The following is a 22207-nucleotide window of genomic DNA, read 5'->3' on the forward strand; positions in this document are numbered from 1 at the left end:
GATGCCGACCGCCAACCTGAGCCGGCTGCTCGACTGGGCCCGGCTCCGCCACGGCAACCGTGACGCGCTGGTCTTCGAGGGCCGCCGCTGGAGCTACAGCCAGCTCGACCACGACGTCAACGCACTGGCCGCGGGGCTGCTCGCGGCCGGGATCGGCCCCGGGGTGCGGGTCGGCACGCTGGCGATGAACCTGCCCGAGTCGCTGCTGCTGAACCTCGCGCTGGCCAAGGTCGGTGCGGTCCTGGTGCCGCTCAACTACCGGCTGCACGAGGAGGAGCTGCACTACCTGCTCGATCACGCCAAGGTCGAGGCGCTCGCCTCGGAGCCGGAGTACGGCGAGACCGCCCGCGCGCTGGCCGCACGGCTGCCGCGGGTGCGGGTGCGGCTGGCGCTCGAGGGCGACCTCGGCCCGGACTGGACGTCGATCCCCGGGTTGATCGTGGAGCACGCGGGGGCGCGGGTGCCCGATGCGGAGGTCGATGACGGCGACCTCCAGCGGGTCCTCTACACGTCGGGGACGACGAGTCGGCCGAAGGGCGCGCGCCTGACCCACGGCAACGTCAACGCCAACATCCACATGCACCTGGCGGAGCTGGGGCTCACGAAGGCCGATCGGATCCTCGTGTTCGCCCCGCTCTACCACGTCGGCGGGCTCGACATCCCGGGCTACGCCACCTGGTACGCCGGGGCGACGATGGTGCTGATGCGGCGGTTCGACGCCGCGTCGATCCTCGAGATCGTCGAGCGCGAGCGGATCACCGGGACGGTGATGGTCGCGACGATGCTGACGATGATCCGGCGCCTGCCCGAGCGCCAGCGGTGGGACACCTCGTCGGTCCGCTGGATGATCTTCAGCCAGGCGACGCCGACCCTCTTCCATCAGACGATCGAGGTCTTCCCCAACGCGCAGCTGATGGAGGGCTACGGGCTGACGGAGACCTGCAGCGGGGTGGCGTACCTCGACGACGACCACATGCTGAGCAAGCAGGGCTCGGTCGGTCGGCCGGTCCATGGGGTCGACGTGCGGGTCGTCGACGAGCAGGACGAGCCGGTCCCGGCGGGCGTGTCGGGCGAGATCGTCGTGCGTGGACCGAAGGTCTGCGACGGCTACCTCGACGACCCGGTCGCGACCGAGAAGGCCTGGCGTGGCGGCTGGTTCCACACCGGTGACGTCGGCCGCTACGACGAGGACGGCTACCTGTACATCCTCGATCGGCTGAAGGACATGATCCGCAGCGGCGGCGAGAACATCGCCACGTCGGAGATCGAGGCCGTCGTCGATGCCGACCCGGCCGTGCTCGAGGCCGCGGTGATCGGCGTTCCGCACCCCAAGTGGGTCGAGGTCCCGGTGGCGATCGTCGCCGCGACGGAGGCACTGCACCCGGAAGCGCTGATCGAGCACTGCCGGTCGCGGTTGGGGCGGTTCAAGGTTCCGACTGCTGTCTACGTCGTCGAGTCGCTCCCCCGGAACCCGTCGGGCAAGGTCCTCAAGCGCGAGCTGCGCGAGCAGGTCGACGGGCTGCAGCCGGTCTGGACGGCCGCAGCCGGAGATGTCCGGGGTGGCGCGCCCGTCGCCTGAGCGACGGGACGGGCGACGCGGTCAGCCGCCCGTCCGCTCCAGGTAGCGGACCCGGGCGGCGGCCTGCATCACCGCGAAGCGGCGGGCGGTGGTGCCCATCGTCGCCCACGGGCGGCCCCACTCCAGCCGCGGCGTCAGCTCCCAGGGGCTGGCGCCCGGGTGCTCCCGGCGGGCGACCGCGACGGCGTCGAGTCGCTCGCGCTGTTCCCGCCAGGCCCGTGCGGCGTGGGCGGGCAGGTCGGCGAAGCGGTACTGGTGGCCGGGCAGGACCTCGGCGGCATCGAGCCGGGCGACCCGCGCGAGCGAGCGCTGGAGGTCGGCGACCGGGTCCTCGTGCTCGTCGCAGACCAGGCCGAGCTGGACGTCGCCCTCGGGCAGCAGCAGGTCGCCGCCGACCAGCAGTCGCCGTCGACGGTCGTGGAGGCTGACGTGGCCGCGGGTGTGGCCGGGGGTCTCCAGCACGTGCAGCTCGAGCCCGTCGGCGACGATCGGCTCGTGCTCGTCCAGCAGCCGGTCGACGCGCAGGTCGTCGCTCTGGCGGGCCAGCCGCCGCGAGGCCTCGATCATCTCGGCGCGCTCGTGGTCGGGCACGCCGGCCAGGCGCAGGTCGTCGTCGAGCTGCTCGAGGAACGTGCCCCGCAGCGGCAGCTGGCGCTCCAGCTCGTCCCGCGGGTGGATCGCCACCCACGCACCGGACGCCGCCCGCAGCCGCTCGGTCAGGCCGACGTGGTCGGGGTGGTTGTGGGTCAGGACGATCCCGGTCACGTCGCCGGGGGCGTAGCCGATCGCGGTCAGGCCCCGTTCCATCGTCGCCCAGCAGTGGTCCTCGTCGTAGCCGCAGTCGACCACGATCAGCCCGTCGCGGTGGGCGAAGGCGTACGACATCACCGAGAGCACGGGGCTGCCGACGAGCGGCAGCGGGAGCGCCCAGACGCCGTCGGCGACCGGCTCGGGGGCGGGCACCTCGCGGCGGTGGAAGGCGTCGCGGTAGACGGAGGGCGAACGTGGCATGGCCGTGGCGGGCCGCGCCGAACCCGCCTTGACGGCGGGTCGGGAGGCGGCTACGTTGAGAACATACCGAATGGTCGGAACGTAGTGGGAACGACGGACAGCGACGGGATGGAGCGCAGGGTGAGCGAGCGGCGCGTGGGGTTTCGGTTGTGGGCGGAGGCGGAGCCGGAGCGGCGCGCCGTCGTCGACGCGGACGGGCGGACGTGGACCTACGGTGAGCTGCAGGCCGACGTCAATCGCCTGACCCACGGTCTGCGGGACGTCGCCGGTCTGCGGGCGGGGGACACGGTCGCCTGCCTGATGGCCAACGGCGTCCCGATGCTGCGGCTGTACCTGGCCGCGATGCAGAGCGGCCTCTACCTGGTGACGATCAACTACCACCTGACCGCGGCCGAGGTCCGGTACCTGCTGGAGGACTCCGGGGCCAAGGCGCTGGTCTGCTCCGCGCGCGTCGCCGACGTCGCGGGCGAGGCCGCGGACGTCGCCGGCCTGGCACGCTCCGCGGTCTTCGGCGACGGCCCCGCGGCGGGTCTGCGTCCGCTCGCCGAGCTCACCGAGGGCCAGCCGGAGACGCTGCCCGAGGACCGTCCCGCCGGCTCCCTGATGCAGTACACGTCGGGCACGACCGGGCGTCCCAAGGGCGTCAAGCGCCCGCTCTCCGGCCGCACGGCCGACGAGGGCGCGAAGGTCTACGAGTGGCTGTTCGACGAGTACGGGATGGGCGACGCCTTCGCCGCCTGGGCCGTGACCTCGCCGATGTACCACTCGGCCAACATCACGCCCGCCTCCGGCGCGCTGCACATGGGCGGCAGCCTGGTGCTGATGGACGGCTGGTCGCCGGAGCTGTTCCTGCGCACGGTCGAGGCCCACGGCGTCACCGGGACCCACATGGTCCCGACCCAGTTCCACCGCCTGCTCGGCCTGCCTGAGGAGACCCGGGCCGGGTTCGACCTGGCGACGTTGCGGTTCGTGCTCCACGGCGCGGCGCCCTGCCCGCTGTCGGTCAAGCAGCGGATGCTCGACTGGCTCGGCCCGGTGATCTACGAGTACTACGGCTCGACCGAGGTCGGGACGACGATCGCCCGCCCCGACGAGTGGCTCGCCCACCCCGGCACGGTCGGCCGTCCCTCGGCGATCTCGGAGCTGAAGATCCTCGACGCCGACGGCGAGGAGCTGCCGGTCGGGAGCGAGGGGATCGTCTACATGCGTCAGGGCGACGACGTGATGGAGTACCACAACGATCCCGAGAAGACCGCCGGCGTCCGCCGCGGGCGGCTGCTGACCGTCGGCGACCGCGGCTACGTCGATCCCGACGGGTTCCTGTACCTGACCGGTCGCGAGAGCGAGATGATCAACGTCGGCGGGGTCAACACCTACCCGGCGGAGATCGAGGCGGTCCTGCTCGGCCACCCGTGGGTCGCCGACGCAGGCGTCGTCGGGGTCGAGCACGAGGACCTGGGCGCGGTGCCCGAGGCCTACGTCCAGGCGACCGCCGACGCGCCGTCCGGGGACGAGCTCCGCAGCAGCATCGCCGCCCACTGCGAGCAGCGGCTCGCCCGCCACAAGCTGCCGCGTCGGGTGCACCTGCGCGAGCGGCTCCCGCGCGACCCCAACGGCAAGCTCTACAAGGCGAAGATGATCGCCGAGCCGCTTGTCGCATCCCTGTCCTCCCGATCCGAGGAAGCCACCGATGGACTTTCGTGACACCCCCGAAGAGGCGGCCTTCCGCGCCCGTGCCGCTGCCTGGCTCGACGAGCAGCTGGCCGACGTGCCCGAGCAGGAGGGCCTGCCCCAGGACGAGCGCGAGTCGTGGTCGCGGATCTGGCAGCAGCGGCTGTCCGACGGCGGCTGGACCGGACTGACCTGGCCGGCGGCCTTCGGTGGGCAGGAGCAGGACGTCGTCCTGCAGGCGATCTTCAACGAGGAGGGCGCGCGTCGCGGCGCCCCCTACGCCCTCAACGGGGTCGGGATCATGCTGGCGGGGCCGACGATCATGGCCCACGGCAACGAGGCTCAGCAGCAGCGCTACCTGGGGCCGATCCTGCGCAGCGAGGAGTACTGGTGCCAGGGCTTCAGCGAGCCCGGCGCCGGCTCCGACCTGGCGGGGCTCCAGACGCGGGCGCGCAAGGTCGAGGGCGGCTGGCGGATCAGCGGCGAGAAGGTCTGGACCTCGAACGCCCACAACGCGACCCGCTGCCTGCTGCTGGCGCGGACCGATCCGGAGGCGTCGAAGCACCGTGGGATCAGCTACTTCCTCGCCGACATGGCCGAGATCGAGGTCCGCCCGCTGGTGATGGTCAACGGCGACTCCGAGTTCAACCAGATGTTCCTCGACGACGTCTTCGTCGCCGACGAGGACGTGCTCGGCGAGGTCGGCAGCGGCTGGACCGCGACGCTGACCACGCTCGCCTACGAGCGCGGCGGGATGGCGCTGTCGCTCTGGGTCTGGGCGCGGCAGGCGGTCGACGCGGTGGTCGAGGTCGCCCGTGCGCGTGGCCTGGCCGACGACGACGCGGTCGCCGACGCGATCGGGGCGCTCGACGCCGACGCCGAGGCCGTCCGGATCGGCTCGCTGCGGACGATGGCCGAGACCGCCGGCGGCGGACGCCCTGGTCCGGAGACCTCGGCCGTGAAGCTGCTCTGGGCGGCGGTCGTCCAGGACAGCACCCGGCTCGGCCTGCGGCTGCAGGGCCCGGTCGCGCCGCTGGTCGACGAGCCCCAGGCGATCGCGCTGCTCCACCACTACCTGCGCGCCCGTGGTCACACGATCGAGGGTGGGACCGACGAGGTCCAGAAGTCGATCCTGTCCGAGCGCGTCCTCGCGCTGCCCCGGTCCCGCTGACCCCGACCCCGAAGGACCCATGCGAGCAACGTTCACTCCGGAGCAGCACGAGATCGAGCGCGCGGTCGCCGGTCTCTCGGCCGACGGCCTGCCCGCCGCCCGCGCCTGTCTCGAGGACGGCTACGCCGCGCCCGACTTCGACGCCGCACTGCTGGCCGACTACGGGGCGCTCGGCGTGCCCGAGGCGGCCGGCGGCTTCGGCAGCAGCTTGGTCGACCTGGCCGTCGCCGTCGAGACGCTCGGCCGGACCCTCGCCCCGAGCCGGCTGCCGGCCCACGCGGCGGCCGTCCAGCTGGCGGCAGCGGCGGGGATCGACGTGACGCCGGCCGTCGACGGCGGCCAGCGCTGGGCGATCGCCGCCGACGAGGCGGTCGGCGACGGCTGGGAGGGCGCGGCCCGGCTCGACGGCGCCGTGACCCGCGGCGGCAAGACGCTCGTCGCCCACGCCGAGGGTGCCGACGCGCTGGTCGCGGTGCTCGGCGGGACCGTCGCGCTGCTGCCGGCGGACGGCCTCCGGGCCCGCGCCTCGCTCGATCCGAGCCGGCCGGTCTGGGACGTCGACCTCGACGGACGCACCCCGCAGGCGAGCGGGCCCGTCGGGTCCGGGCTGCTGGCGGCGACGGTGGTCGCCGCCGCCGACCTCTGCGGGGCCGGCAACGGCGCGGTCCGGCTCGGCGCCGACTACGCCCGCGAGCGCGAGCAGTTCGGGACCCCGATCGGCGCCTTCCAGGGCGTGGCCTTCCAGCTCGCCGACGCCTTCGTCGGACTCAAGGCGGCCTGGGACCTGACCCTCTACGCCGCCTGGGCGGTCGAGGAGGGCGAGCCGGACGCCGCGGCCTGCGTGCACGCGGCGAAGGCCCGGGCCGGCGAGGCGGCGCTGTTCGCCGCCGAGCGCACGGTCCAGGTCCACGGTGGGATGGGGATCACGATGGAGGCGGACCCGCACCTGTACGTGCGTCGAGTGCTGGCGACCGACCCCTGGCTGGGCTCGTCGCGCTGGCACCGGCGGCGGCTCGGCCGGCTGCGGCTGGACGGCCCCGGACGCGGCTGACGCCGACGTCAGTCGCCGAGGAAGCGGCGGACGGCGTCGGCGAAGCCCGGGGCCTGGACGTGGGCGCTGAGCGCCTGCCACTCGCGCTCGAGGTCGGCGGCGAGCGTCAGCTCGAAGCCGCCGGCGGCCGCGACCCCGTTGACCGCGGCGACCACCGGCCGCGGGGCGGCGGCGATCGCGTCGACCAGGTCGCGGCCATGCCGGAGCTGGCGGAGCAGCGCCGCGCGGTCGTCGAGCAGCGGCGCGCCGGCGCGCATGTCGGCGCCGGCGCAGAACGAGCTCCCGGAGCCGGTCAGGACGAGCACGCGGACGGCCGGATCGGCGGCCCCGGCCGCGAGCCAGGCGTGCAGCCCGGCGATCGTCTCGGGGCCGCAGGCGTTGCCCTGCTCGGGGCGGGAGAGCCGGGCCCAGAGGGCCGGGCCGCGGTGTTCCAGGACGACGGCGGGAGACATATTCATACCGTTCGGTTTGACTTCTGTGGAGCCGGAACCTAACATACCGGCTAGTCGGAATCTTGTTCGGAGCACCGGAGGAAACTGTGAAGTTCGGAATCATGAATCTGTTCCCGGGGGGCGACGGCGCCTCGGATCAGCAGGTCTTGCACGAGACGCTGGAGGAGATCGCCCTGGCCGATGAGCTGGGCTTCGATTCCGTCTGGCTGGCCGAGCATCACTTCTCGCGCTATGGCGTCCTCGGCAGCCCGATCAACTTCGGGATGGCGATCGCCGAGCGGACGAAGCGGATCACGATCGGCACCGCCGTTCTGGTGCTGCCGTTCTACGACCCCGTACGGCTGGCCGAGGACATCGCGACCCTCGACGTGCTCTCCGGCGGCCGGCTCAAGATCGGCGTCGGTCGCGGGTACCAGCCGAAGGAGTTCCAGGGCTTCCGGGTCCCGCTCGACACGTCGCGCCAGCGCTACAAGGAGACGCTCGAGGTCCTGCGCCTGGCCCTCAGCGAGGAGAGCTGGTCGTACGACGGCGAGATCTTCCAGTACGAGGACATGACGACCTACCCGCGTCCGTTGACGCCGGGCGGGCCGACGATCCTCCAGGGGACCGTGTCGCCGGACAACTTCCGCGACCGCGGCCGGCTCGGCGAGCCGATCATCACCTCGCCGAACTTCACCCCGCTCGGGCTGATGAAGCGCAACTTCGACCTCTACCGTGAGTCGATGCACGAGAACGGGTTCGACCCGGACGCCCAGGAGCTGCCGTACATGCAGCAGGTCTGGTGCGGCGACACCGAGGCCGGGCTGCAGGGCGCGGCCCAGGCCGCCCTCGAGTACTACCAGTCGGTCGGCAAGGTGATCCCCGGCTCCGAGGAGGCGATCGGGGCCGAGCGCGAGTACTACGAGCGCGTCGCCGACAACATCCGGCTGCTGACGCTGGAGCAGACGCTGACCCACGGCGGCAACTTCGGCGATCCGTCGCGCGTCGCCGACACGATCCACCAGCTCCAGGAGCAGCTCGGGATCAACCACTACATCGGCTGGCTGCGGATCCCGTCGATGTCGCGCAAGGAGGCGCTGCGCTCGATGGAGCAGTTCGCCACCGAGGTGATCCCGCAGTTCCGCACGACCCCGGCGGCGAGCGAGAAGGCCGCGGTGGCGGCCCCGGCGACCTGATGCGCGTCGGCGTCTTCCTGAGCGCGCAGTTCGATCCCGCCGAGGATCCGCGGGTCGGCCTGGAGGCGATCGTCTCCCAGGCCCAGCTCGCGGATCGGCTCGGGTTCGACGCCGTGTTCCTCGGGCACCACTACCTCGCGCACTCGGCCTTCCTCCAGCCCCTGACCCTGGCGGCGCACCTGGCCCACGCGACCGAGCGGGTGCGGATCGGCTTCGGGATCCTGCTCGCGCCGCTCTTCAACCCGCTGGCGTTGGCGGAGGAGCTGGCCACGCTCGACGTGCTCAGCAACGGTCGGCTGATCGTCGGCCTCGGCGCGGGCTACCGCAAGCGCGAGTGCGAGGCGTTCGGGGTCGACTGGCCGGACCGGCTGGTCCGCCTGCGCGAGTACGTGCCGCTGCTGCGGGCGCTGTGGGCCGGCGAGACCGTCACCGCGTCCGGCAGCTGGGGCAGCGTGCGTGACGCGCGGCTGCCGCTGCGCTGCGTGCAGGAGGGCGGTCCGCCGATCTGGATCGGGGCGTTCGCCGATCCCGCGATCCGGCGGGCGGCGGCACTCGACTGCTCGTGGCTGATGAGCCCGGAGGGCGACGACCCGGCGATCGCGGAGCGGATGGCGCTCTACCGCGCGACCCTGACCGAGCGCGGACACACGCTCGACCGCGACTATCCGATGAGCCGCGAGGCATGCGTGTTCGACACGACCGAGCAGGCGCGAGCGCTGATCCGGCCCCACCTGGAGAAGCAGTACGCGGCCTACAAGTCGTGGGATGCCGCCCAGCAGGTCGAGGTCGACTCGTACCTCAGCGACGCCTGCGTGGTCGGGGACCCCGACACGGTCGTGGCGCGGATCCAGCACCTCGAGCGCGAGCACGGCGTGACCGACCTCTCGCTGCGGCTGCAGTTCATGGGAATGCCGCACGAGCAGGCGCTCGATCAGATCCGCCGCTTCGGCGAGGACGTGCTGCCGCGGCTGGCGCGCTGACCCGTACGGCGAGGGGCGGATTACATTCCGCCCGGTCTGTACGGCATGCTGCGTGCATGGTCGACCAGAAACGGCGTGCTCGCACCGCCACCACGCGTGGTGGCGCAAAGGGTCAGCGGGGGAGCTACGACCCGGAGCAGACGCGCCGGCTCCTGCTCGACAGCGCGCTGGAGCTGTTCGGGGAGCAGGGCTTCCACGGGACGTCGGTCCAGGAGATCGTCGAGCGGGCGGAGCTCACGAAGGGGGCGTTCTACCACCACTTCGAGAGCAAGGAGGACATCCTCGGGCTGATCCACGACGAGTTCCTCGACGATCAGCGCCAGTCGACCGAGCGGATCCTCGAGGAGTTCGAGTCGCCGGTCGATCAGCTCCGCGAGGTCATCCGCGAGTCGGTCCTGAGCGTCGCTCGCTACCGCCTCCAGGTGGCGGTCTTCTTCCAGGAGCGCCGCTACCTGACGGGAGAGCGGGCCGAGGAGGTCAAGCGCAAGCGCGACGACCTCGACCGGATGCTCGGCGCGATCGTCGAGGACGGCGTCGCGCGGGGCCTCTTCGACCCGGCGATCGTGCCGCGGATCGCGGTCTTCGGCGTGGTCGGGATGTCGGCCTGGGTCCACCAGTGGTTCCGCGACGAGGGCTCGATCACCGCCGACCAGGTCGCCGACCAGCTGGCCGCCCTCGCCCTCGGTGGCCTCGTCGTCCGCGTGCCGGCCTCCGCCTGACCGGCGGCGTGGCCGTTGGCGCGGCCGGGCGCGGCCCCGACCCGCCGCGCGTGGGGCCCGGCGGTGGCCGCCCGCTTGACGTGGCGGTGCCACCCGCGCTACTGTCCCGCTAGTTAGTACCGACCAGCCGGTATGAAGTTGCCGGCCTCCGACGGAGCCACCCTGTGAACCTCGCCACCGACCTCGAGCGCCGTGCCACCGAGCTGCCGGACCGTCCCGGCCTGTTCTTCGACGACGGCCGTCGCTGGACCTACGCCGAGCTCGACGGGCGCGCCTCCGCCGTCGGCCACGCCCTCCGCGCCGCGGGGATCGGCCACGGCGACCGGGTCGCGATGTACCTCGAGAACGGCCCGGAGCTGGTCTTCGCGCTCTTCGGCGCCTGGAAGCTGGGGGCCGTCCCGGTCACGATCAGCAGCCTCTACAACGGCGCCGAGCTGACCGAGTCGCTGGAGAAGACGAGCCCGACGCTGCTGCTGGCCGACGCCCACGACCCGACCGCGCTCGCGGCCGGGGTGGCCGCGACCGGCGTCGCGGCGCTGACCGTCGGCGCGGCCCCGGTCGCGGGCGTCCCGGCGCTCGCGGTGGCCGACGGTGAGCGGCTGGCCTCGGTCGCCTGCGACGCCGACGACGAGGCGGCGATCCTCTTCACCGGCGGCACCACCGGCCGGCCGAAGGCGGTCAGCGTCACCCACGGCGGCGTCTCGGCCTCGCTCGCGCGGCTGGCGCAGGTCTCGCTCGGGCGGCCCGGCCCCTACGGCGCGGTCGCCGACGGCGTCCCGCCGAACCTGATCGCGCTGCCGCTCTTCCACAGCGGCGGCCAGCACACGCTGCTGTTCGCCTTCCACGTCGGTCGGGCCGCGGCGCTCTGGGGGCGCTTCCGGGTCGCCACGCTCGAGGCGATGCTCGCCGAGCACCGCTTCGACAACCTCTTCCTGCTGCCGACGATGCTCTACGACGTCGTCCACGCGGAGGACGCGCCCGACCTCTCCTCGGTCCGCTCGGTGCTGATCGCCGGCCAGGCCCTCAGCATCCACCTGCGGCGCCAGTTCGAGGAGCGCTTCGGGGTCCCGATCGTCATGAACTACGGCTCGACCGAGACCGGCCACATCGCCGGCTGGACGGCGCGCGACATGCGCGAGGGACGCTGGAAGGCCGGCTCGGCCGGGAAGGTCTACGAGGGCGTCGAGCTGGAGATCCGCGACGACGACGGAGCGGCGCTCGCGCAGGGCGAGTCGGGCGAGGTCTGCGTCCGCTCGTCGATGCCGAAGGGCTACGTCGACGACCCCGATGCGACCGCCGAGCTGGTCCGCGACGGCTGGGTCCACTCCGGCGACATCGGCTACGTCGATCCCGACGGCGTGCTCTTCCTCGTCGGCCGCAAGCGCGACATGATCAAGTGCGGTGGCTTCCAGGTCTGGCCCGAGGAGATCGAGGAGGAGCTGCGCGCGCACCCGCTGGTCCGCGACGCGCGCGTCGTCGGCGTGCCCGACGACCGGCTCGGCGAGATCCCCAAGGCGGTCGTCGTCCGCGAGCCGGGAGACGAGACCGACGACGAGCTGGCGGCGGTGCTGATCGCCCACGTCCGTGGGCGGCTGGCGCACTTCAAGGCGCCGCGGCTGGTCGCCTTCCTCGACGAGCTGCCCCGCAGCGCCGCCGGCAAGGTCCGCCGCGACGCGCTGGCGGCAGCCGGGGCCCGGGACGCGGGGGCAGCGGCGTGAGGTTCGGGATCATCGCGTCGCACCAGTGGTCGTTCGGCGACGACCTGCGGCAGCGGATCGCCGAGCTGGCTGAGCTCGTCCAGCTCTGCGAGCAGCTGGGCTACGACTCGGCCTGGGTGATCAACCACTTCGCCTCGAACCTGGCCACCCCGCAGCCGATCTCGATGCTGGCGACGTTGATCGAACGGACCGAGCGGATCCAGCTCGGGACCGGGATCCTGCTGCTGCCGTTCTTCCACCCGGTCCACGTCGCCGAGGAGTTCGCGACCCTCGACCAGCTCTCGGGCGGACGGGTCGCGCTCGGCGTCGCCGCCGGCTACCGCGAGCACGAGTTCGACGCCTTCGGGATCGACATGGACACCCGCTTCCGTCGGCTCGACGAGGGGATCCGCCTGATCCGCGCGCTCTGGAGTGGTGAGCGCGTCGACTTCGAGGGCGAGTTCTACGGCCTCCAGGACCAGCGGATCGGGGTCCCGCCGCTGCAGCCCGGAGGGCCGCCGATCTACGTCGGGGCCGGAGGCCGCCACGCGGTCCGCCGCGCGGCCCGGCTCGGCGACGCGTGGTACGCCCCGGGCAACGCCCCCAGCCGCAGCTACCTCGAGCGGCACGTCGCGATCTACGACGAGGCGCTGGCCGAGTACGGGCGGACCGACGCGGTCGTCGATCGGCCGATCGGCGTCGAGCTGTACTGCGCGCCGACCACCGAGCAGGCCGTCGCCGACGGCCTGCCCTACGCGCGGCAGGAGTACCACACGTACGCCGAGTACCCGGCTCTGCGCTGGCAGCGCGATCGCTTCGACGAGCTGGTCAGCAACACGCTGCTGCTGGGCTCGCCGGAGGAGCTGATCGAGCGGATCCGGGGCTTCCGGGCCCACGGGTTCGACCACCTGATCTTCCGGCCGTCGTGGCTCGGGATGCCGCCGGAGATGGCGCGGGCGTCGGTGCGGCTGTTCGCGGAAGAGGTGATGCCCGTACTGCGGGCGGAGACGGAGGCGGGCGCATGACCACGACGATGGCCCCGGTCGACGGGGCCGGCCACCGGCGGCTGATGGCGGCGTGGACGACCGGGGTCAGCCTGGTCACCACGATCGCCGACGGCGCGCCCTACGGCTGCACCCTCAACGCGCTGACGTCGCTCTCGCTCGACCCGCCGTCGCTGGTCGTCTGCCTCGGCGAGGAGACGCGGACGCTGGCGGCGCTGCGGCAGACCCGGCGCTTCTGCGTCAACGTCCTGGCCGCCGACCAGCAGCACGTCTCGTCGCTGTTCGCGGACGCCTCGCTGTCGCCGGCCGACCGGTTCGCCCAGGTCCCCCACCGGATCAGCCATGGGATCCCCGTGATCGAGGGCTGCGTCGCGACCGTCGTCTGCGACCTGATGGAGGAGCGAGCGCTCTGCGACCACGTGCTGGTCGTCGGGCGGGTGCTCCACGGCGGGGTCGCCGACGACCCGGAGCCGCTGGTCTTCTTCGGCGGCGGCTACCGCCGGGCGGTCTGAGGCTGCTTCCAGGCCTAGATCAGTACCACTGACTGAGCGGCAGCACGTCGATCGGCGTCAGGGGCGCGTCCCGTGAGAAGTGTGCGAGCTCGAGGTTGGAGGACGCCGCCCCGTTGGCCGCGGAGGGGCAGAGGATGCCCTGCAGGCCATCGCGCTCGGCGTTCCGGCCGACGGCCTGGCACGCTGCGTGGGGCACGGTCTCGCCCGCGCCATCCCGCGGATACTCGAGCGGAAGCCCGGCGTCCTGGCAGGCGGGCGGCGTGGTGAGGTCGAGGTAGTCCCCGCCGGGGACGTCGGTCGTGACCAGGCAGAAGACGCTGTCGTCGAGGTCCTCGGGGCCGTAGGGATGCCCGGCGAGCTGACGCCGGACGTTGAGACGGGCGGTCTCGACGTCGGCGTTGAGGTAGACGACGTCCCGCTCGTCCGGGGCGTTCCAGCGGCCGCCGCGGCGGCCTGCATGGGAGCCGTCGAGCGGGTTGATCCACTGCGGGGCGGCGACCCGGTAGTGCCGGCCGGAGCGGCGGACCGTTCGCCGCGTCGCGGCGGTCACGCGGTGGTGCTCGGGTCGAATGAGGCGCGAACGAGGCGGAGCAGTTCGGCTTCGTCGCCGTCGGCGATCATCTCGAGCATCGTCCGTCCGCCGTAGGCCCCGGCGGGCTTGCGCGCGACGCCGGAGAGGCGTCCCGGCTTGAGGTGGCGTTCGAGCAGGTCGATCAAGGCGTCCAAGGTCGCGAGCTTGGCCCGGTGTGCGGCTGGAACCTCGCCGTCGCGCCAACGCGAGACGGCCTGCCGGGTGACGCCGAACAGCCGGCCGAGATCGGTCGACGAGAGTGTCAGGGCCTCGGCCATCCGTTCGAGCGGGTCCTGGTCGTTGAGCAGCTCCCGTCGCACCCGGAAGAGGAACCGGCGGGCGGCACGCACCGCAGGCTCGTCCGGGGGGACCTCGATCCCGCTTCCGGAGACGGTGGGCCAGGGGCGGGCCATCCCGCCCCGGACCGCACTCGCGGCGGCGAGCACGAGGCCGGCACGGGGCCCGAGCTCCTCGAGCGTGACGGAGAACGGCGCGAACAGCGCGGCCTCCCTGAGCAGATCCGCGAAGAGCTGTTCGGCGCCTCCGCGACGCACCTCCGGATGGGAGGTGGGTGCCGTCGCCTGCGGGGGGTGGGGGGCCTGCTCCCAGACGCTCACGAAGTGCGCGGTCAGATGGCTCCACGCGTCCAGGTACTGCCGAGCCCCGCCGGCCCGTCCGGCGAGGGCATCCTCGAGCGCGCGCGCGACCTCCGTCCCGGCGTCGAGCGCCGCCGGAGCGCTCCGCAAGGCGCGCTTGGCCGCGGGTACGTCGCCGGCCTGGAGGACCGAGAGGAACTGCTCGTCTACCCCGGAGAGCATCCGCCGAGGCTAGCGCAACCAAATCGCAATCGCAACTAAAGCGCAACCGGCGGCGGGTCACGTGGGGGCCGTCGCCACCTTCGCCTCCGGCGAGGCCGCTCAGCCCAGCAGTGCCGCAACCGCCGCGTCGATCGTCGTCGCCTCGGCGTGCTCGTCGCTGTTGGCCCGCAGCTGCCGGTAGAGGCGCTTGGTCTCGCGGACGGTCTCGGGACCGTGGCCGGCGATCGTCGTCGCCAGCTCGTCGACGGTCGCGGTCAGTCGGTCGTCGGCGACGACCCGGCTGAGGAGCCCGGCCGCGAGTGCGTCCTCGGCGGTCTGCGTCGCGCCGCTCAGGAGCCAGTCGAGCGCGGTCTTGGCCGGCAGCGTCCGCAGTAGGTCGAGCATCACGATCCCGGGGACCACGCCGTGGACGATCTCGGGCAGCGCGAACGGGACCCCGCGGCCGGCGATCGCCAGGTCGCAGCGGGCGATCAGGCCGAGGCCGAAGCCCATCGCCGGCCCCTGGACGCAGGCGATCGTCGGCTGCGGCAGCGCCGCGAGGTCGGCCAGCAGCTCGCGGTTGGCGACGAAGCTCGCCCGGGTCGCGGTGGGGTCGGCCTGCTGGCGCATCCGGGCCAGCTCGTGCAGGTCCCAGCCGGCGCAGAAGACCGGGCCGCTGGCGGCGAGCACGATGACCCGGCAGCCGCCGTCGTCGCCCGCGCGGCGGAGCGCGGCGTGGAGCGCGGCGGCGGTCGGATCGTCGAACGCGTTGCGGCGCGCGGGCCGGTCGATGGTGATCCGCGCGACCCCGTCGCGCTGCTCGTAGCGGATGCTCTCGGACGGCTCGGGCTTGACAGTCATGGGTGCAGGCAAGTATACGTACCGACTAGCCGGTATGGAATGGCTTGACCGGATCGTTCGAGGGAGACACGCGTGAAGAAGTCCGAAGCAGACCTGCTCGTCGAGCAGTGGGACAGCGAGAACATGGAGCTCGACCCCGAGGTCCTGGCCCGCTACGTGCGCTACGACGTCGACGCCGAGCGTGCGGTCGCGACGATCACCTTCGACCGGGCCGATCGTCTGAACGCGATTCCGGTCGCCGCGTTCGAGCGGGTCGGGGACCTCGTTCGCGAGGCCGAGGCCGACGACCGCGTCAAGGTGATCCTCTTCAAGGGCGAGGGCGAGCACTTCGGGACCGGCGCCGACGCCGCCGAGCTGGGCCACTACATCGGCTACAAGAGCGGGACCGACAAGGCCTCGCGTCGCCGCCCCGCCCAGCGGCAGCGGATCCTGCCCGACCGCAACGTGCTCTCGTCCGGCTTCACCCGGCCGATCGTCGAGTCGCTGAAGGCGACGGTCTGCCAGGTGCAGGGCTACTGCTACGGCGGCCACTTCCAGATCGCGCTCTCGGCCGACATCGTGATCGCGACGCCCGACGCGCGCTTCACCCACCCGGCCTTCCGGTACCTCGGCCCGGCGCCGCAGGACATGTACCACTGGATCGAGAAGCTCGGTCTGACCAAGATGAAGGACCTGATGCTCACCATGCGCCCGCTCGGCGCAGCCGAGGGCGAGGAGGCCGGTCTGGTCACCAAGGTGGTCGAGCCGGAGGAGCTGGAGCAGTGGGTCGACGACTACGTCGACGCGATCGCCGTGATGCCGCTCGACTCGTTGATGATGGGCAAGTCGATGATGCAGATCGTGATGGAGGCGCGGGGCAAGGGCCTCGGCGCGATGACGAGTTGGGTCGGCCACGGCTGGGCGACCAACGTCAGCTTCGAGGAGGGCGACTGGAACTTCCTCCGCGAGCGGCGCGAGAAGGGGATCCGGCAGGCGCTGGAGGACCGCGACAACATGGTCGCGCCGTTCTTCCGGCTGAGCAACGAGCGCAGCCGCGGCGACGCGGCCGCCGCGGACTGAGCGGGTCGGCGTGCGCGACGCGACGACGAACGACGACCGGCTGCGGTTCGGGCTCCTGCTCGACCCGCAGTACGCGATGGACGACGACGTCCCGTCGCGGATCGCCGAGCTGATCGATCTGGTCCAGGCCGCTCGTGACCTGGGCTACGACTCGGTCTACGGGATCCACCACTACCTCTCGAACCTGCGGACGCTGCAGCCGCTGTCGCTGATGGCGCGGCTGATCGACCACACCGGCGACATGCAGATCGGCACCGGGATCCTGATCCTGCCGCTCGGCCACCCCGTCCACTGGGCGGAGGAGATCGCCACGATCGACCAGCTCTCGGGCGGTCGGTTCGTGCTCGGGGTCGGGTCCGGCTACCGCGAGAACGAGTTCCAGGCCTTCGGGCTCGACCTCAAGAAGCGGACGAGCCGGATGACCGAGTCGCTGGAGGTGATGCAGGCGCTGTGGACCGGCGAGTCGGTCAGCTACGAGGGCCAGCACTTCCGGATCGACGGCGAGACCTGCAGCGTGCTGCCGGTCCAGCAGCCGCATCCGCCGGTCTGGATCGGGGCGAACTCGCCGGGCGGCATCAAGCGGGCGGCCCGGATGGGGCACCCCTGGCTGGCGCCGGGCAACGTCAAGCGGAACTGGGCGATCGGCAACCTCGACCTGTACCGCGAGGAGCTGCGGGCGAACGGCATCGATCCCGCCGGGAGGACGTACCCGATCCACCGCGACCTCTGCATCGCCGACTCGCGTGAGGAGGCCTTCGCGATGGCCGAGCAGTACGCCAAGGCCTCCTACGGCGAGTACGTCCAGTACGGGATGGACTACTTCGAGACGATGTGGGACGAGATCAAGGAGAAGGCGTTCTTCTTCGGCACGCCGGACGAGGTCGCGGGGCGGATCGAGGACTTCGCCGCCGGTGGCTTCAACCACTTCGTCTTCCGGACCCAGTGGCTGGGGGCGCCGCCCGAGATCGCGCGGCAGACGATCGAGCGGTTCTCGCGCGAGGTCATGCCGCGGTTCGACGGGGTGCTGGCGTGAGCGCGCTGGGGCGGGTCGGGCACGTGCTGCTGCCGACCGACGACCTCGACGCGGCACTGCGCTTCTACGGCGAGGTCCTCGGCCTGCCGTTGCGCTTCCGCGACGGCGACCGCTACGCCGCGCTCGACGGCGGCGGGACGACGATCGCGCTGGCCGCTCCGGAGGAGCAGCCGGTGGTCGGCAAGACGGCGATCGGCCTCAAGGTCGATGACGTGCGCGCGACAGCGGAGCGGCTGCGGGGGGCAGGCGTGGCGCTGACGGGCGAGGTCGAGGAGACCGAGCACGAGCTGCGCGTCGGCTTCACCGATCCCGACGGGAACCTGTTCGTGGCCTACGCCTCGAAGCCGAAGGGCGAGCCCCAGCCGTAGAGCGGTCGGCGGGGCTCGGCGGGCGTTCGTCCGGCGGGCCCCCGCCGTTCGTCGTTCCCACCCGCGGGGGCGATGCCGCAAGAACGCCCGGTGGGGAGCCAAGCGTTGCGTCTGCGGGATCGCTCAGGCGGTCTGGGCAGCGAGCCAGCCGCCGACCTCGGCCTCGAAGGCCTCGGGCTCCTCGATGAACGGGTAGTGCCCGGAGTCGGCGAACTCGATGTAGTCGGCGCCGGCGATCCGGTCACGGATGCGGTGGGCGGCGACGGGCGGAGGGAAGGTCCAATCCTTGGTCGCCCCGATCACGAGCGTCGGCATCTTCAGCTCCGGCAGCCGCTCGAGCACGTCGATGTTCGGGAGGATCCGCAGCGAGGCGTTGAAGGCGGCCGCGTTGCCCTTCTCGTCCATGTGCGCGACGTCGTAGCGCTCGGGGTGGGCGAAGTAGACGGGAGCGACGTCGCTCCAGACCGCGTCGAACTCGGCGTCGTCGGCCATCGGGTGGAACAGCCGCTCGGTCACCGCTTTGAACTGGACGGGGTCGGCGTACTTCGCGGCGGCGGCGAACGACTCGTCGAGGTGATCCACGACGGGGCTGGAGCAGCAGACGATCAGCCCGTCGAAGTCCTCGGGGTGCGTCAGCGCGTAGGTCTGGACGACGAAGCCGCCGAACGAGTGGCCGAGCACGGTCCAGCGCTCGAAGCCGAGCGCCTTGCGCAGGCCGTGGAGGGCGGCGACGATCGGCCCGGCGTCGGTCCACTCGCCGTGGCCTTCGGGGGCTTCGCTCTGTCCGTCGCCGGGGATGTCGACGAAGATCAGCTGGCGGTAGGCGCCCAGTGGGTCCAACCACGGGCGCAGGTACCGGTGCCCGTGGCCCATGCCGCCGTGCACGATCAGCAGCGGATCGCCGCTGCCGATCGTCGTGTAGTGGATGCGATCGCCGTTGACTTCGATATCCATGATCGGACCATACATACCAACTAGTCGTTATGCAACGGCGCGAAAGCTGGCCGTCAGCTCGCCCTCTGGCAGGGCGATCGGGCCGGCGAATGGGGGTCAGGGAAAGAGATCTCCCTAAATACCGTCTGGTTGGTATGGTCGGCCTCTCCGGAGGATCAGGGACCCGGGGAAGCGCATGGATCGGGCCGCCTTTCGGCCCTCTGAGGGGAGAAGAGATGCAGCGTCACACAGCAACAAGGGGCCTCTCGTCCCGTAGGGCTCTGGCCGCCGCGGCCGGCATCGTCCTGGCCTTCGGGGTCACGGCCTGCGGCAGCAGCGACTCCGAGTCCGGTGCCAACGACGACAGCGGAACGTCGGCCGCCAGCGGTGGCCCGAGCGGCAACCTCCGTGTCGTCCTACCGGCGGCGCCGTCGGGGCTCGACCCGATCGTCACCGCCCGCGATGGGCAGTACGTCTGGGGCACCATGCTCGAGCCGCTGGTCAACGTCGACGAGCGCGAGCAGCCGACCAAGACCGGCCTCGTCACCGACTGGTCGCGGCCGTCGAAGACGACCTGGGAGCTGAAGGTCCGCGAGGGCCTCGAGTTCACCAACGGTGAGCCGCTCGACGCCGCCGCGGTCGCGTTCTCGATCGAGGAGAACGTCAAGAACCCCGGCGGCATCCTCAAGTCCTACTTCGCCAACGTCAAGAAGGTCACGGCCAAGGGGACCGACACCGTCGTCGTGACGACGGCCACCCCGCAGGTCAACTTCGTCAACCTGCTCACGACCGTCTTCGCGCTGCCGCCGAAGTACTACGAGCAGCAGGGCACCAAGGGCTTCACCAAGGCCCCGATCGGCAGCGGCCCGTTCGTCTGGAAGAAGGAGATCTCCGGACGCAGCATCGAGGTCGCGGCGAACCCCGACTACTGGGGCGACAAGCCGAAGCTCGCCGGGGTGACGTTCACCTGGGCCACCGACCCGCAGCAGCGCCTGTCGCTGGTCCAGAGCAAGGCCGCCGACGTGGCGTTCGACCTGCCGCCGATGCAGTCCGACGCGGCGAAGAGCGCGGGCCTGGCGGTCGACTCGACGCCGACCGCGGTCAAGACCCAGGTGTTCGTCCAGGCCGACAAGGCGCCGTTCACCGACGTCGACACGCGGATGGCGGTCGCGAAGGCGATCAACCGCGACCAGATCGTGGAGAGCGTCTTCCAGGGTCAGGCGACCGCGGACACCGGCCTCCTGAACCTGCTCCCGGGTGAGGAGCCGAAGGCGTCGATCACCCCGAACGCCGAGGAGGCAAAGCAGCTGCTGGCGGGGAAGACCCCGACGATCCAGCTGACCTACGCGGCCAGCCAGGTCAGCATCGCGGACGTCGCCGAGGCCACCGCCGGAATGCTCGAGGAGATCGGCTTCAAGGTCAAGCTGAAGTCCCTGGACTACGGCAGCTTCGTCACGCAGATCGTCAAGCGGAACATGTCGGGCATCTACCTGATGGAGGCCGTGCCGAACGTCGCGCACCCGGACTTCTTCGCCCGGGGCTTTCTGACCAAGGACTCGATCTCGGCCAACTGCCCGGATCCGAGGCTCGACGACCTCACCGCGAAGGCGCTGGCGCAGCCCGACGACGCGTCGGCGGCCAAGATCTACGACGAGCTGAACACGCTCGCCGTGGTCAAGCTCGCCTGCTTCGTCCCGGTCTACCGCCAGACCTACAACATCGCGGCCTCGAAGAAGGTCGCGGGCGTGAAGTACACGCCGCTGAACGTCGCGCTGTTCAACAAGGCGTCGATCGGCTGAGCATGCTCGTCGACGACGCTCTCAACCTCGACCCCAGCGGCGCCGCCGCCGTCTCCGCATGACGGAGCGGATCGTCGACGTCCGTGACCTGACCGTCGTGCACCAGATGCGCGGCGGCAAGCGCGGCGAGCGACTGACGGCCGTCGACGGGGTGTCGGTGCATCTCGATGCCGGCGAGATCGTGAGCGTCGTCGGCGAATCGGGCTCCGGCAAGACGACCCTGGCGATGGCGTTGACCGCGCTCGGGGCCCACACGTCGGGCCGCGTCTCGCTGCTCGGCACCGACCTCTCGACCCTCAGCGCGCGCCGGCTGCGCGCGTTGAGGCCGGAGGTCCAGGTCGTCTTCCAGGATCCGCACGGGTCGCTCGACCCGCGCCAGAGCGTGCGGGCGGGCTTCCGTGAGCTGCGCCGGCTGCAGCCGGAACGGACCTCCTGGACCGACGACGCCGGGCTGCTCCAGCAGGTGCGGCTCTCGCCCGACCTGCTGGATCGGTACCCGCACCAGCTCTCCGGCGGCCAGGCGCAGCGCGTCTGCATCGCGCGCGCGCTGCTCATGCGCCCGCGGCTGATCGTCGCCGACGAACCGACCTCGGGGCTCGACGTCTCCGTGCAGGCCGAGGTCCTGCGGCTCCTGTTGGAGCTGCGTGAGGAGACCGGCGTCGCGATCCTCTTCATCAGTCACGACCTCAGCGTCGTCCGCCGGATCTCCGACCGCGTCTACGTGATGCTGCACGGCAAGGTCGTCGAGGAAGGCGCCACCGCGGCCGTCCTCGACGCGCCGCAACACGACTACACCCGGCGGCTGATCGCGGCCGTTCCGGGTCGAACCCTCCGGACCGCAGAGGTGGCCGCATGACCACGTTCGTGAGCCGCAAGATCGGCGCCGCGCTGGTGACCCTGCTGCTGGCGCTGTCGGCCGCGTTCCTGCTCGGGCACGCGTCGGGCGACCCGGTGGCGAACATCCTCGGGCCGACCGCCCAGCGCGAGCAGATCGACGCGATGCGCGCCGACCTCGGGCTCGACCGGCCGTTGCCCACGCAGTACCTGTCGTACATGGGCGACACGCTCCGGGGCGACCTGGGCGACTCGCTGCAGTACTACAAGCCGAACGTCGAGCTGATCACGTCGCGGCTTCCGCGTTCGATCGAGCTGCTGGCGGCGGCGATGTTCCTCGCGCTGCTGATCGGGGTGCCGCTCGGCGTGCTCGCCGCGGTCCGCGAGGGCACCCTGTGGGACCGCGCGGCATCGACGGTGGCGCTGCTCGGCCAGTCCGTCCCCGTCTTCTGGCTGGGGATGATGCTGATCCTGATCTTCGCGGTCCAGCTCGGCCTGCTGCCGTCCGGCCAGGCCGGTGGGATCGACCACCTGATCCTTCCGGCGGTGACCCTGGCGCTGCTGCCGCTGGCGATCATCGCCCGCCTGACCCGGGCAGCGATGACCGAGGTGCTGCACGAGCCGTACATCGACGCCGCGCGTGCCCGTGGACTCGGGCGGGCGCGGGTGATCGGCGTCCACGCGCTGCGCAACGCGGCACTGCCGGTGATGACGGTCACGGCGCTCCAGACCGGCGCGCTGCTCTCGGGGGCGGTCGCGATCGAGTACGTGTACGCCTGGCCGGGCCTGGGCACGCTCGCCCTGGACGCCGTCCAGTTCCGCGACTTCACGCTCGCCCAGTCGGTCGTGGTCGTCGGTGCGGTCGCGTTCGTCGTGCTGAACCTGCTCGTCGACCTGTTGTACGTCGCCGTCGATCCGAGGTTGAGGTAG

At 71.9% G+C, this 22207-nt stretch carries 22 protein-coding genes; 16 read left to right on the plus strand and 6 right to left on the minus strand.

Annotated features, from left to right (window positions below):
- The first annotated feature begins 1 nt into the window (after position 1).
- Entirely contained in the window at positions 2-1579 is a 1578-nt protein-coding gene (locus ACVUH9_RS18855) for a class I adenylate-forming enzyme family protein (protein ID WP_475759720.1), read from the plus strand.
- Positions 1580-1600: 21 nt separating this feature from the next.
- Here ACVUH9_RS18855 and ACVUH9_RS18860 read toward each other — a convergent pair whose 3' ends face one another.
- The gene (locus ACVUH9_RS18860; protein WP_475759722.1) at positions 1601-2590 is read right to left on the minus strand and encodes an MBL fold metallo-hydrolase; all 990 of its coding nucleotides are present in this window, start codon (positions 2588-2590) and stop codon (positions 1601-1603) included.
- Positions 2591-2725: 135 nt separating this feature from the next.
- Here ACVUH9_RS18860 and ACVUH9_RS18865 point away from each other — a divergent pair, with 135 nt between their 5' ends.
- From ACVUH9_RS18865 to ACVUH9_RS18875, 3 genes are read left to right on the plus strand one after another with little or no spacing between them, the layout of a single operon-like run.
- Positions 2726-4294 (plus strand): AMP-binding protein, encoded by a 1569-nt coding sequence (locus ACVUH9_RS18865; RefSeq protein WP_475759723.1) that lies wholly within the window; start codon positions 2726-2728, stop codon positions 4292-4294.
- A complete protein-coding gene (locus ACVUH9_RS18870; RefSeq protein ID WP_475759725.1) occupies positions 4281-5432 on the plus strand; it encodes an acyl-CoA dehydrogenase family protein in 1152 nt (383 codons plus the stop codon). Before ACVUH9_RS18865 ends, ACVUH9_RS18870 begins: the two co-directional genes overlap by 14 nt.
- Before the next feature lie 19 nt (positions 5433-5451).
- Positions 5452-6483 carry an acyl-CoA dehydrogenase family protein gene (locus ACVUH9_RS18875; protein WP_475759727.1) on the plus strand — a complete coding sequence of 344 codons (1032 nt, stop codon included), beginning with the start codon at positions 5452-5454 and terminating at the stop codon, positions 6481-6483.
- A gap of 8 nt (positions 6484-6491) precedes the next feature.
- On the opposite strand, the gene ACVUH9_RS18880 is transcribed toward ACVUH9_RS18875, so the two are convergent.
- Positions 6492-6935, minus strand: a complete 444-nt coding sequence (locus ACVUH9_RS18880; protein WP_475759729.1) for an enoyl-CoA hydratase/isomerase family protein — start codon at positions 6933-6935, stop codon at positions 6492-6494.
- Positions 6936-7036: 101 nt separating this feature from the next.
- Here ACVUH9_RS18880 and ACVUH9_RS18885 point away from each other — a divergent pair, with 101 nt between their 5' ends.
- From ACVUH9_RS18885 to ACVUH9_RS18910, 6 genes are all read left to right on the plus strand, one after another.
- Positions 7037-8110 carry an LLM class flavin-dependent oxidoreductase gene (locus tag ACVUH9_RS18885; RefSeq protein WP_475759731.1) on the plus strand — a complete coding sequence of 358 codons (1074 nt, stop codon included), beginning with the start codon at positions 7037-7039 and terminating at the stop codon, positions 8108-8110.
- Complete coding sequence (locus tag ACVUH9_RS18890; protein WP_475759733.1) at positions 8110-9090, plus strand: LLM class flavin-dependent oxidoreductase; 981 nt, start codon at positions 8110-8112, stop codon at positions 9088-9090. Before ACVUH9_RS18885 ends, ACVUH9_RS18890 begins: the two co-directional genes overlap by 1 nt.
- Positions 9091-9146: 56 nt before the next feature.
- A complete protein-coding gene (locus ACVUH9_RS18895; protein ID WP_475759735.1) occupies positions 9147-9809 on the plus strand; it encodes a TetR/AcrR family transcriptional regulator in 663 nt (220 codons plus the stop codon).
- Positions 9810-9973: 164 nt separating this feature from the next.
- Entirely contained in the window at positions 9974-11527 is a 1554-nt protein-coding gene (locus tag ACVUH9_RS18900) for a class I adenylate-forming enzyme family protein (RefSeq protein ID WP_475759737.1), read from the plus strand.
- Complete coding sequence (locus ACVUH9_RS18905; RefSeq protein WP_475759739.1) at positions 11524-12531, plus strand: LLM class flavin-dependent oxidoreductase; 1008 nt, start codon at positions 11524-11526, stop codon at positions 12529-12531. Before ACVUH9_RS18900 ends, ACVUH9_RS18905 begins: the two co-directional genes overlap by 4 nt.
- Positions 12528-13022 carry a flavin reductase family protein gene (locus ACVUH9_RS18910; RefSeq protein WP_475759741.1) on the plus strand — a complete coding sequence of 165 codons (495 nt, stop codon included), beginning with the start codon at positions 12528-12530 and terminating at the stop codon, positions 13020-13022. The genes ACVUH9_RS18905 and ACVUH9_RS18910 overlap by 4 nt, the downstream gene beginning before the upstream one ends.
- A gap of 19 nt (positions 13023-13041) precedes the next feature.
- Here ACVUH9_RS18910 and ACVUH9_RS18915 read toward each other — a convergent pair whose 3' ends face one another.
- The 3 genes from ACVUH9_RS18915 to ACVUH9_RS18925 all read right to left on the minus strand — a co-directional run bounded on the left by ACVUH9_RS18915 (position 13042) and on the right by ACVUH9_RS18925 (position 15251).
- On the minus strand, positions 13042-13572 hold the full coding sequence (locus ACVUH9_RS18915) for an RES family NAD+ phosphorylase (RefSeq protein ID WP_475759743.1): 531 nt from the start codon (positions 13570-13572) through the stop codon (positions 13042-13044).
- The gene (locus ACVUH9_RS18920; protein WP_475759745.1) at positions 13569-14411 is read right to left on the minus strand and encodes a hypothetical protein; all 843 of its coding nucleotides are present in this window, start codon (positions 14409-14411) and stop codon (positions 13569-13571) included. The genes ACVUH9_RS18915 and ACVUH9_RS18920 overlap by 4 nt, the downstream gene beginning before the upstream one ends.
- A gap of 99 nt (positions 14412-14510) precedes the next feature.
- The gene (locus ACVUH9_RS18925) at positions 14511-15251 is read right to left on the minus strand and encodes an enoyl-CoA hydratase/isomerase family protein (protein WP_475759747.1); all 741 of its coding nucleotides are present in this window, start codon (positions 15249-15251) and stop codon (positions 14511-14513) included.
- Positions 15252-15323: 72 nt separating this feature from the next.
- On the opposite strand from ACVUH9_RS18925, the gene ACVUH9_RS18930 reads away from it, so the two are divergent.
- From ACVUH9_RS18930 to ACVUH9_RS18940, 3 genes are read left to right on the plus strand one after another with little or no spacing between them, the layout of a single operon-like run.
- A complete protein-coding gene (locus ACVUH9_RS18930) occupies positions 15324-16310 on the plus strand; it encodes an enoyl-CoA hydratase-related protein (RefSeq protein ID WP_475759749.1) in 987 nt (328 codons plus the stop codon).
- 10 nt (positions 16311-16320) lie between these two features.
- Positions 16321-17343 carry an LLM class flavin-dependent oxidoreductase gene (locus ACVUH9_RS18935; protein WP_475759751.1) on the plus strand — a complete coding sequence of 341 codons (1023 nt, stop codon included), beginning with the start codon at positions 16321-16323 and terminating at the stop codon, positions 17341-17343.
- Positions 17340-17711: a VOC family protein gene (locus tag ACVUH9_RS18940; RefSeq protein ID WP_475759753.1), complete on the plus strand. Its 372-nt coding sequence runs from the start codon at positions 17340-17342 to the stop codon at positions 17709-17711. Before ACVUH9_RS18935 ends, ACVUH9_RS18940 begins: the two co-directional genes overlap by 4 nt.
- A gap of 123 nt (positions 17712-17834) precedes the next feature.
- Here the strand turns inward: ACVUH9_RS18940 and ACVUH9_RS18945 are convergent, their stop codons facing one another.
- A complete protein-coding gene (locus ACVUH9_RS18945) occupies positions 17835-18665 on the minus strand; it encodes an alpha/beta fold hydrolase (protein WP_475759755.1) in 831 nt (276 codons plus the stop codon).
- A gap of 215 nt (positions 18666-18880) precedes the next feature.
- Between ACVUH9_RS18945 and ACVUH9_RS18950 the strand changes: the two genes are divergently transcribed.
- The 3 genes from ACVUH9_RS18950 to ACVUH9_RS18960 are packed head-to-tail and all read left to right on the plus strand — an operon-like array spanning position 18881 to position 22207.
- A complete protein-coding gene (locus ACVUH9_RS18950) occupies positions 18881-20443 on the plus strand; it encodes an ABC transporter substrate-binding protein (RefSeq protein WP_475759757.1) in 1563 nt (520 codons plus the stop codon).
- 58 nt (positions 20444-20501) lie between these two features.
- Positions 20502-21299, plus strand: a complete 798-nt coding sequence (locus ACVUH9_RS18955) for an ABC transporter ATP-binding protein (protein ID WP_475759760.1) — start codon at positions 20502-20504, stop codon at positions 21297-21299.
- On the plus strand, positions 21296-22207 hold the full coding sequence (locus ACVUH9_RS18960) for an ABC transporter permease (protein WP_475759762.1): 912 nt from the start codon (positions 21296-21298) through the stop codon (positions 22205-22207). The genes ACVUH9_RS18955 and ACVUH9_RS18960 overlap by 4 nt, the downstream gene beginning before the upstream one ends.

It is taken from the genome of Patulibacter ginsengiterrae, assembly GCF_056269115.1.

Bases quoted from the DNA above. Each gene is read 5' to 3' on its own strand.
- ACVUH9_RS18890 (WP_475759733.1), top strand. From the start codon at position 8,110: ATGCGCGTCGGCGTCTTCCTGAGCGCGCAGTTCGATCCCGCCGAGGAT.
- ACVUH9_RS18950 (WP_475759757.1), top strand. From the start codon at position 18,881: ATGCAGCGTCACACAGCAACAAGGGGCCTCTCGTCCCGTAGGGCTCTG.
- ACVUH9_RS18885 (WP_475759731.1), top strand. From the start codon at position 7,037: ATGAATCTGTTCCCGGGGGGCGACGGCGCCTCGGATCAGCAGGTCTTG.
- ACVUH9_RS18920 (WP_475759745.1), bottom strand. From the start codon at position 14,411: ATGCTCTCCGGGGTAGACGAGCAGTTCCTCTCGGTCCTCCAGGCCGGC.
- ACVUH9_RS18960 (WP_475759762.1), top strand. From the start codon at position 21,296: ATGACCACGTTCGTGAGCCGCAAGATCGGCGCCGCGCTGGTGACCCTG.
- ACVUH9_RS18955 (WP_475759760.1), top strand. From the start codon at position 20,502: ATGACGGAGCGGATCGTCGACGTCCGTGACCTGACCGTCGTGCACCAG.
- ACVUH9_RS18875 (WP_475759727.1), top strand. From the start codon at position 5,452: ATGCGAGCAACGTTCACTCCGGAGCAGCACGAGATCGAGCGCGCGGTC.
- ACVUH9_RS18880 (WP_475759729.1), bottom strand. From the start codon at position 6,935: ATGTCTCCCGCCGTCGTCCTGGAACACCGCGGCCCGGCCCTCTGGGCC.
- ACVUH9_RS18895 (WP_475759735.1), top strand. From the start codon at position 9,147: ATGGTCGACCAGAAACGGCGTGCTCGCACCGCCACCACGCGTGGTGGC.
- ACVUH9_RS18860 (WP_475759722.1), bottom strand. From the start codon at position 2,590: ATGCCACGTTCGCCCTCCGTCTACCGCGACGCCTTCCACCGCCGCGAG.
- ACVUH9_RS18855 (WP_475759720.1), top strand. From the start codon at position 2: ATGCCGACCGCCAACCTGAGCCGGCTGCTCGACTGGGCCCGGCTCCGC.
- ACVUH9_RS18910 (WP_475759741.1), top strand. From the start codon at position 12,528: ATGACCACGACGATGGCCCCGGTCGACGGGGCCGGCCACCGGCGGCTG.
- ACVUH9_RS18870 (WP_475759725.1), top strand. From the start codon at position 4,281: ATGGACTTTCGTGACACCCCCGAAGAGGCGGCCTTCCGCGCCCGTGCC.
- ACVUH9_RS18945 (WP_475759755.1), bottom strand. From the start codon at position 18,665: ATGGATATCGAAGTCAACGGCGATCGCATCCACTACACGACGATCGGC.
- ACVUH9_RS18925 (WP_475759747.1), bottom strand. From the start codon at position 15,251: ATGACTGTCAAGCCCGAGCCGTCCGAGAGCATCCGCTACGAGCAGCGC.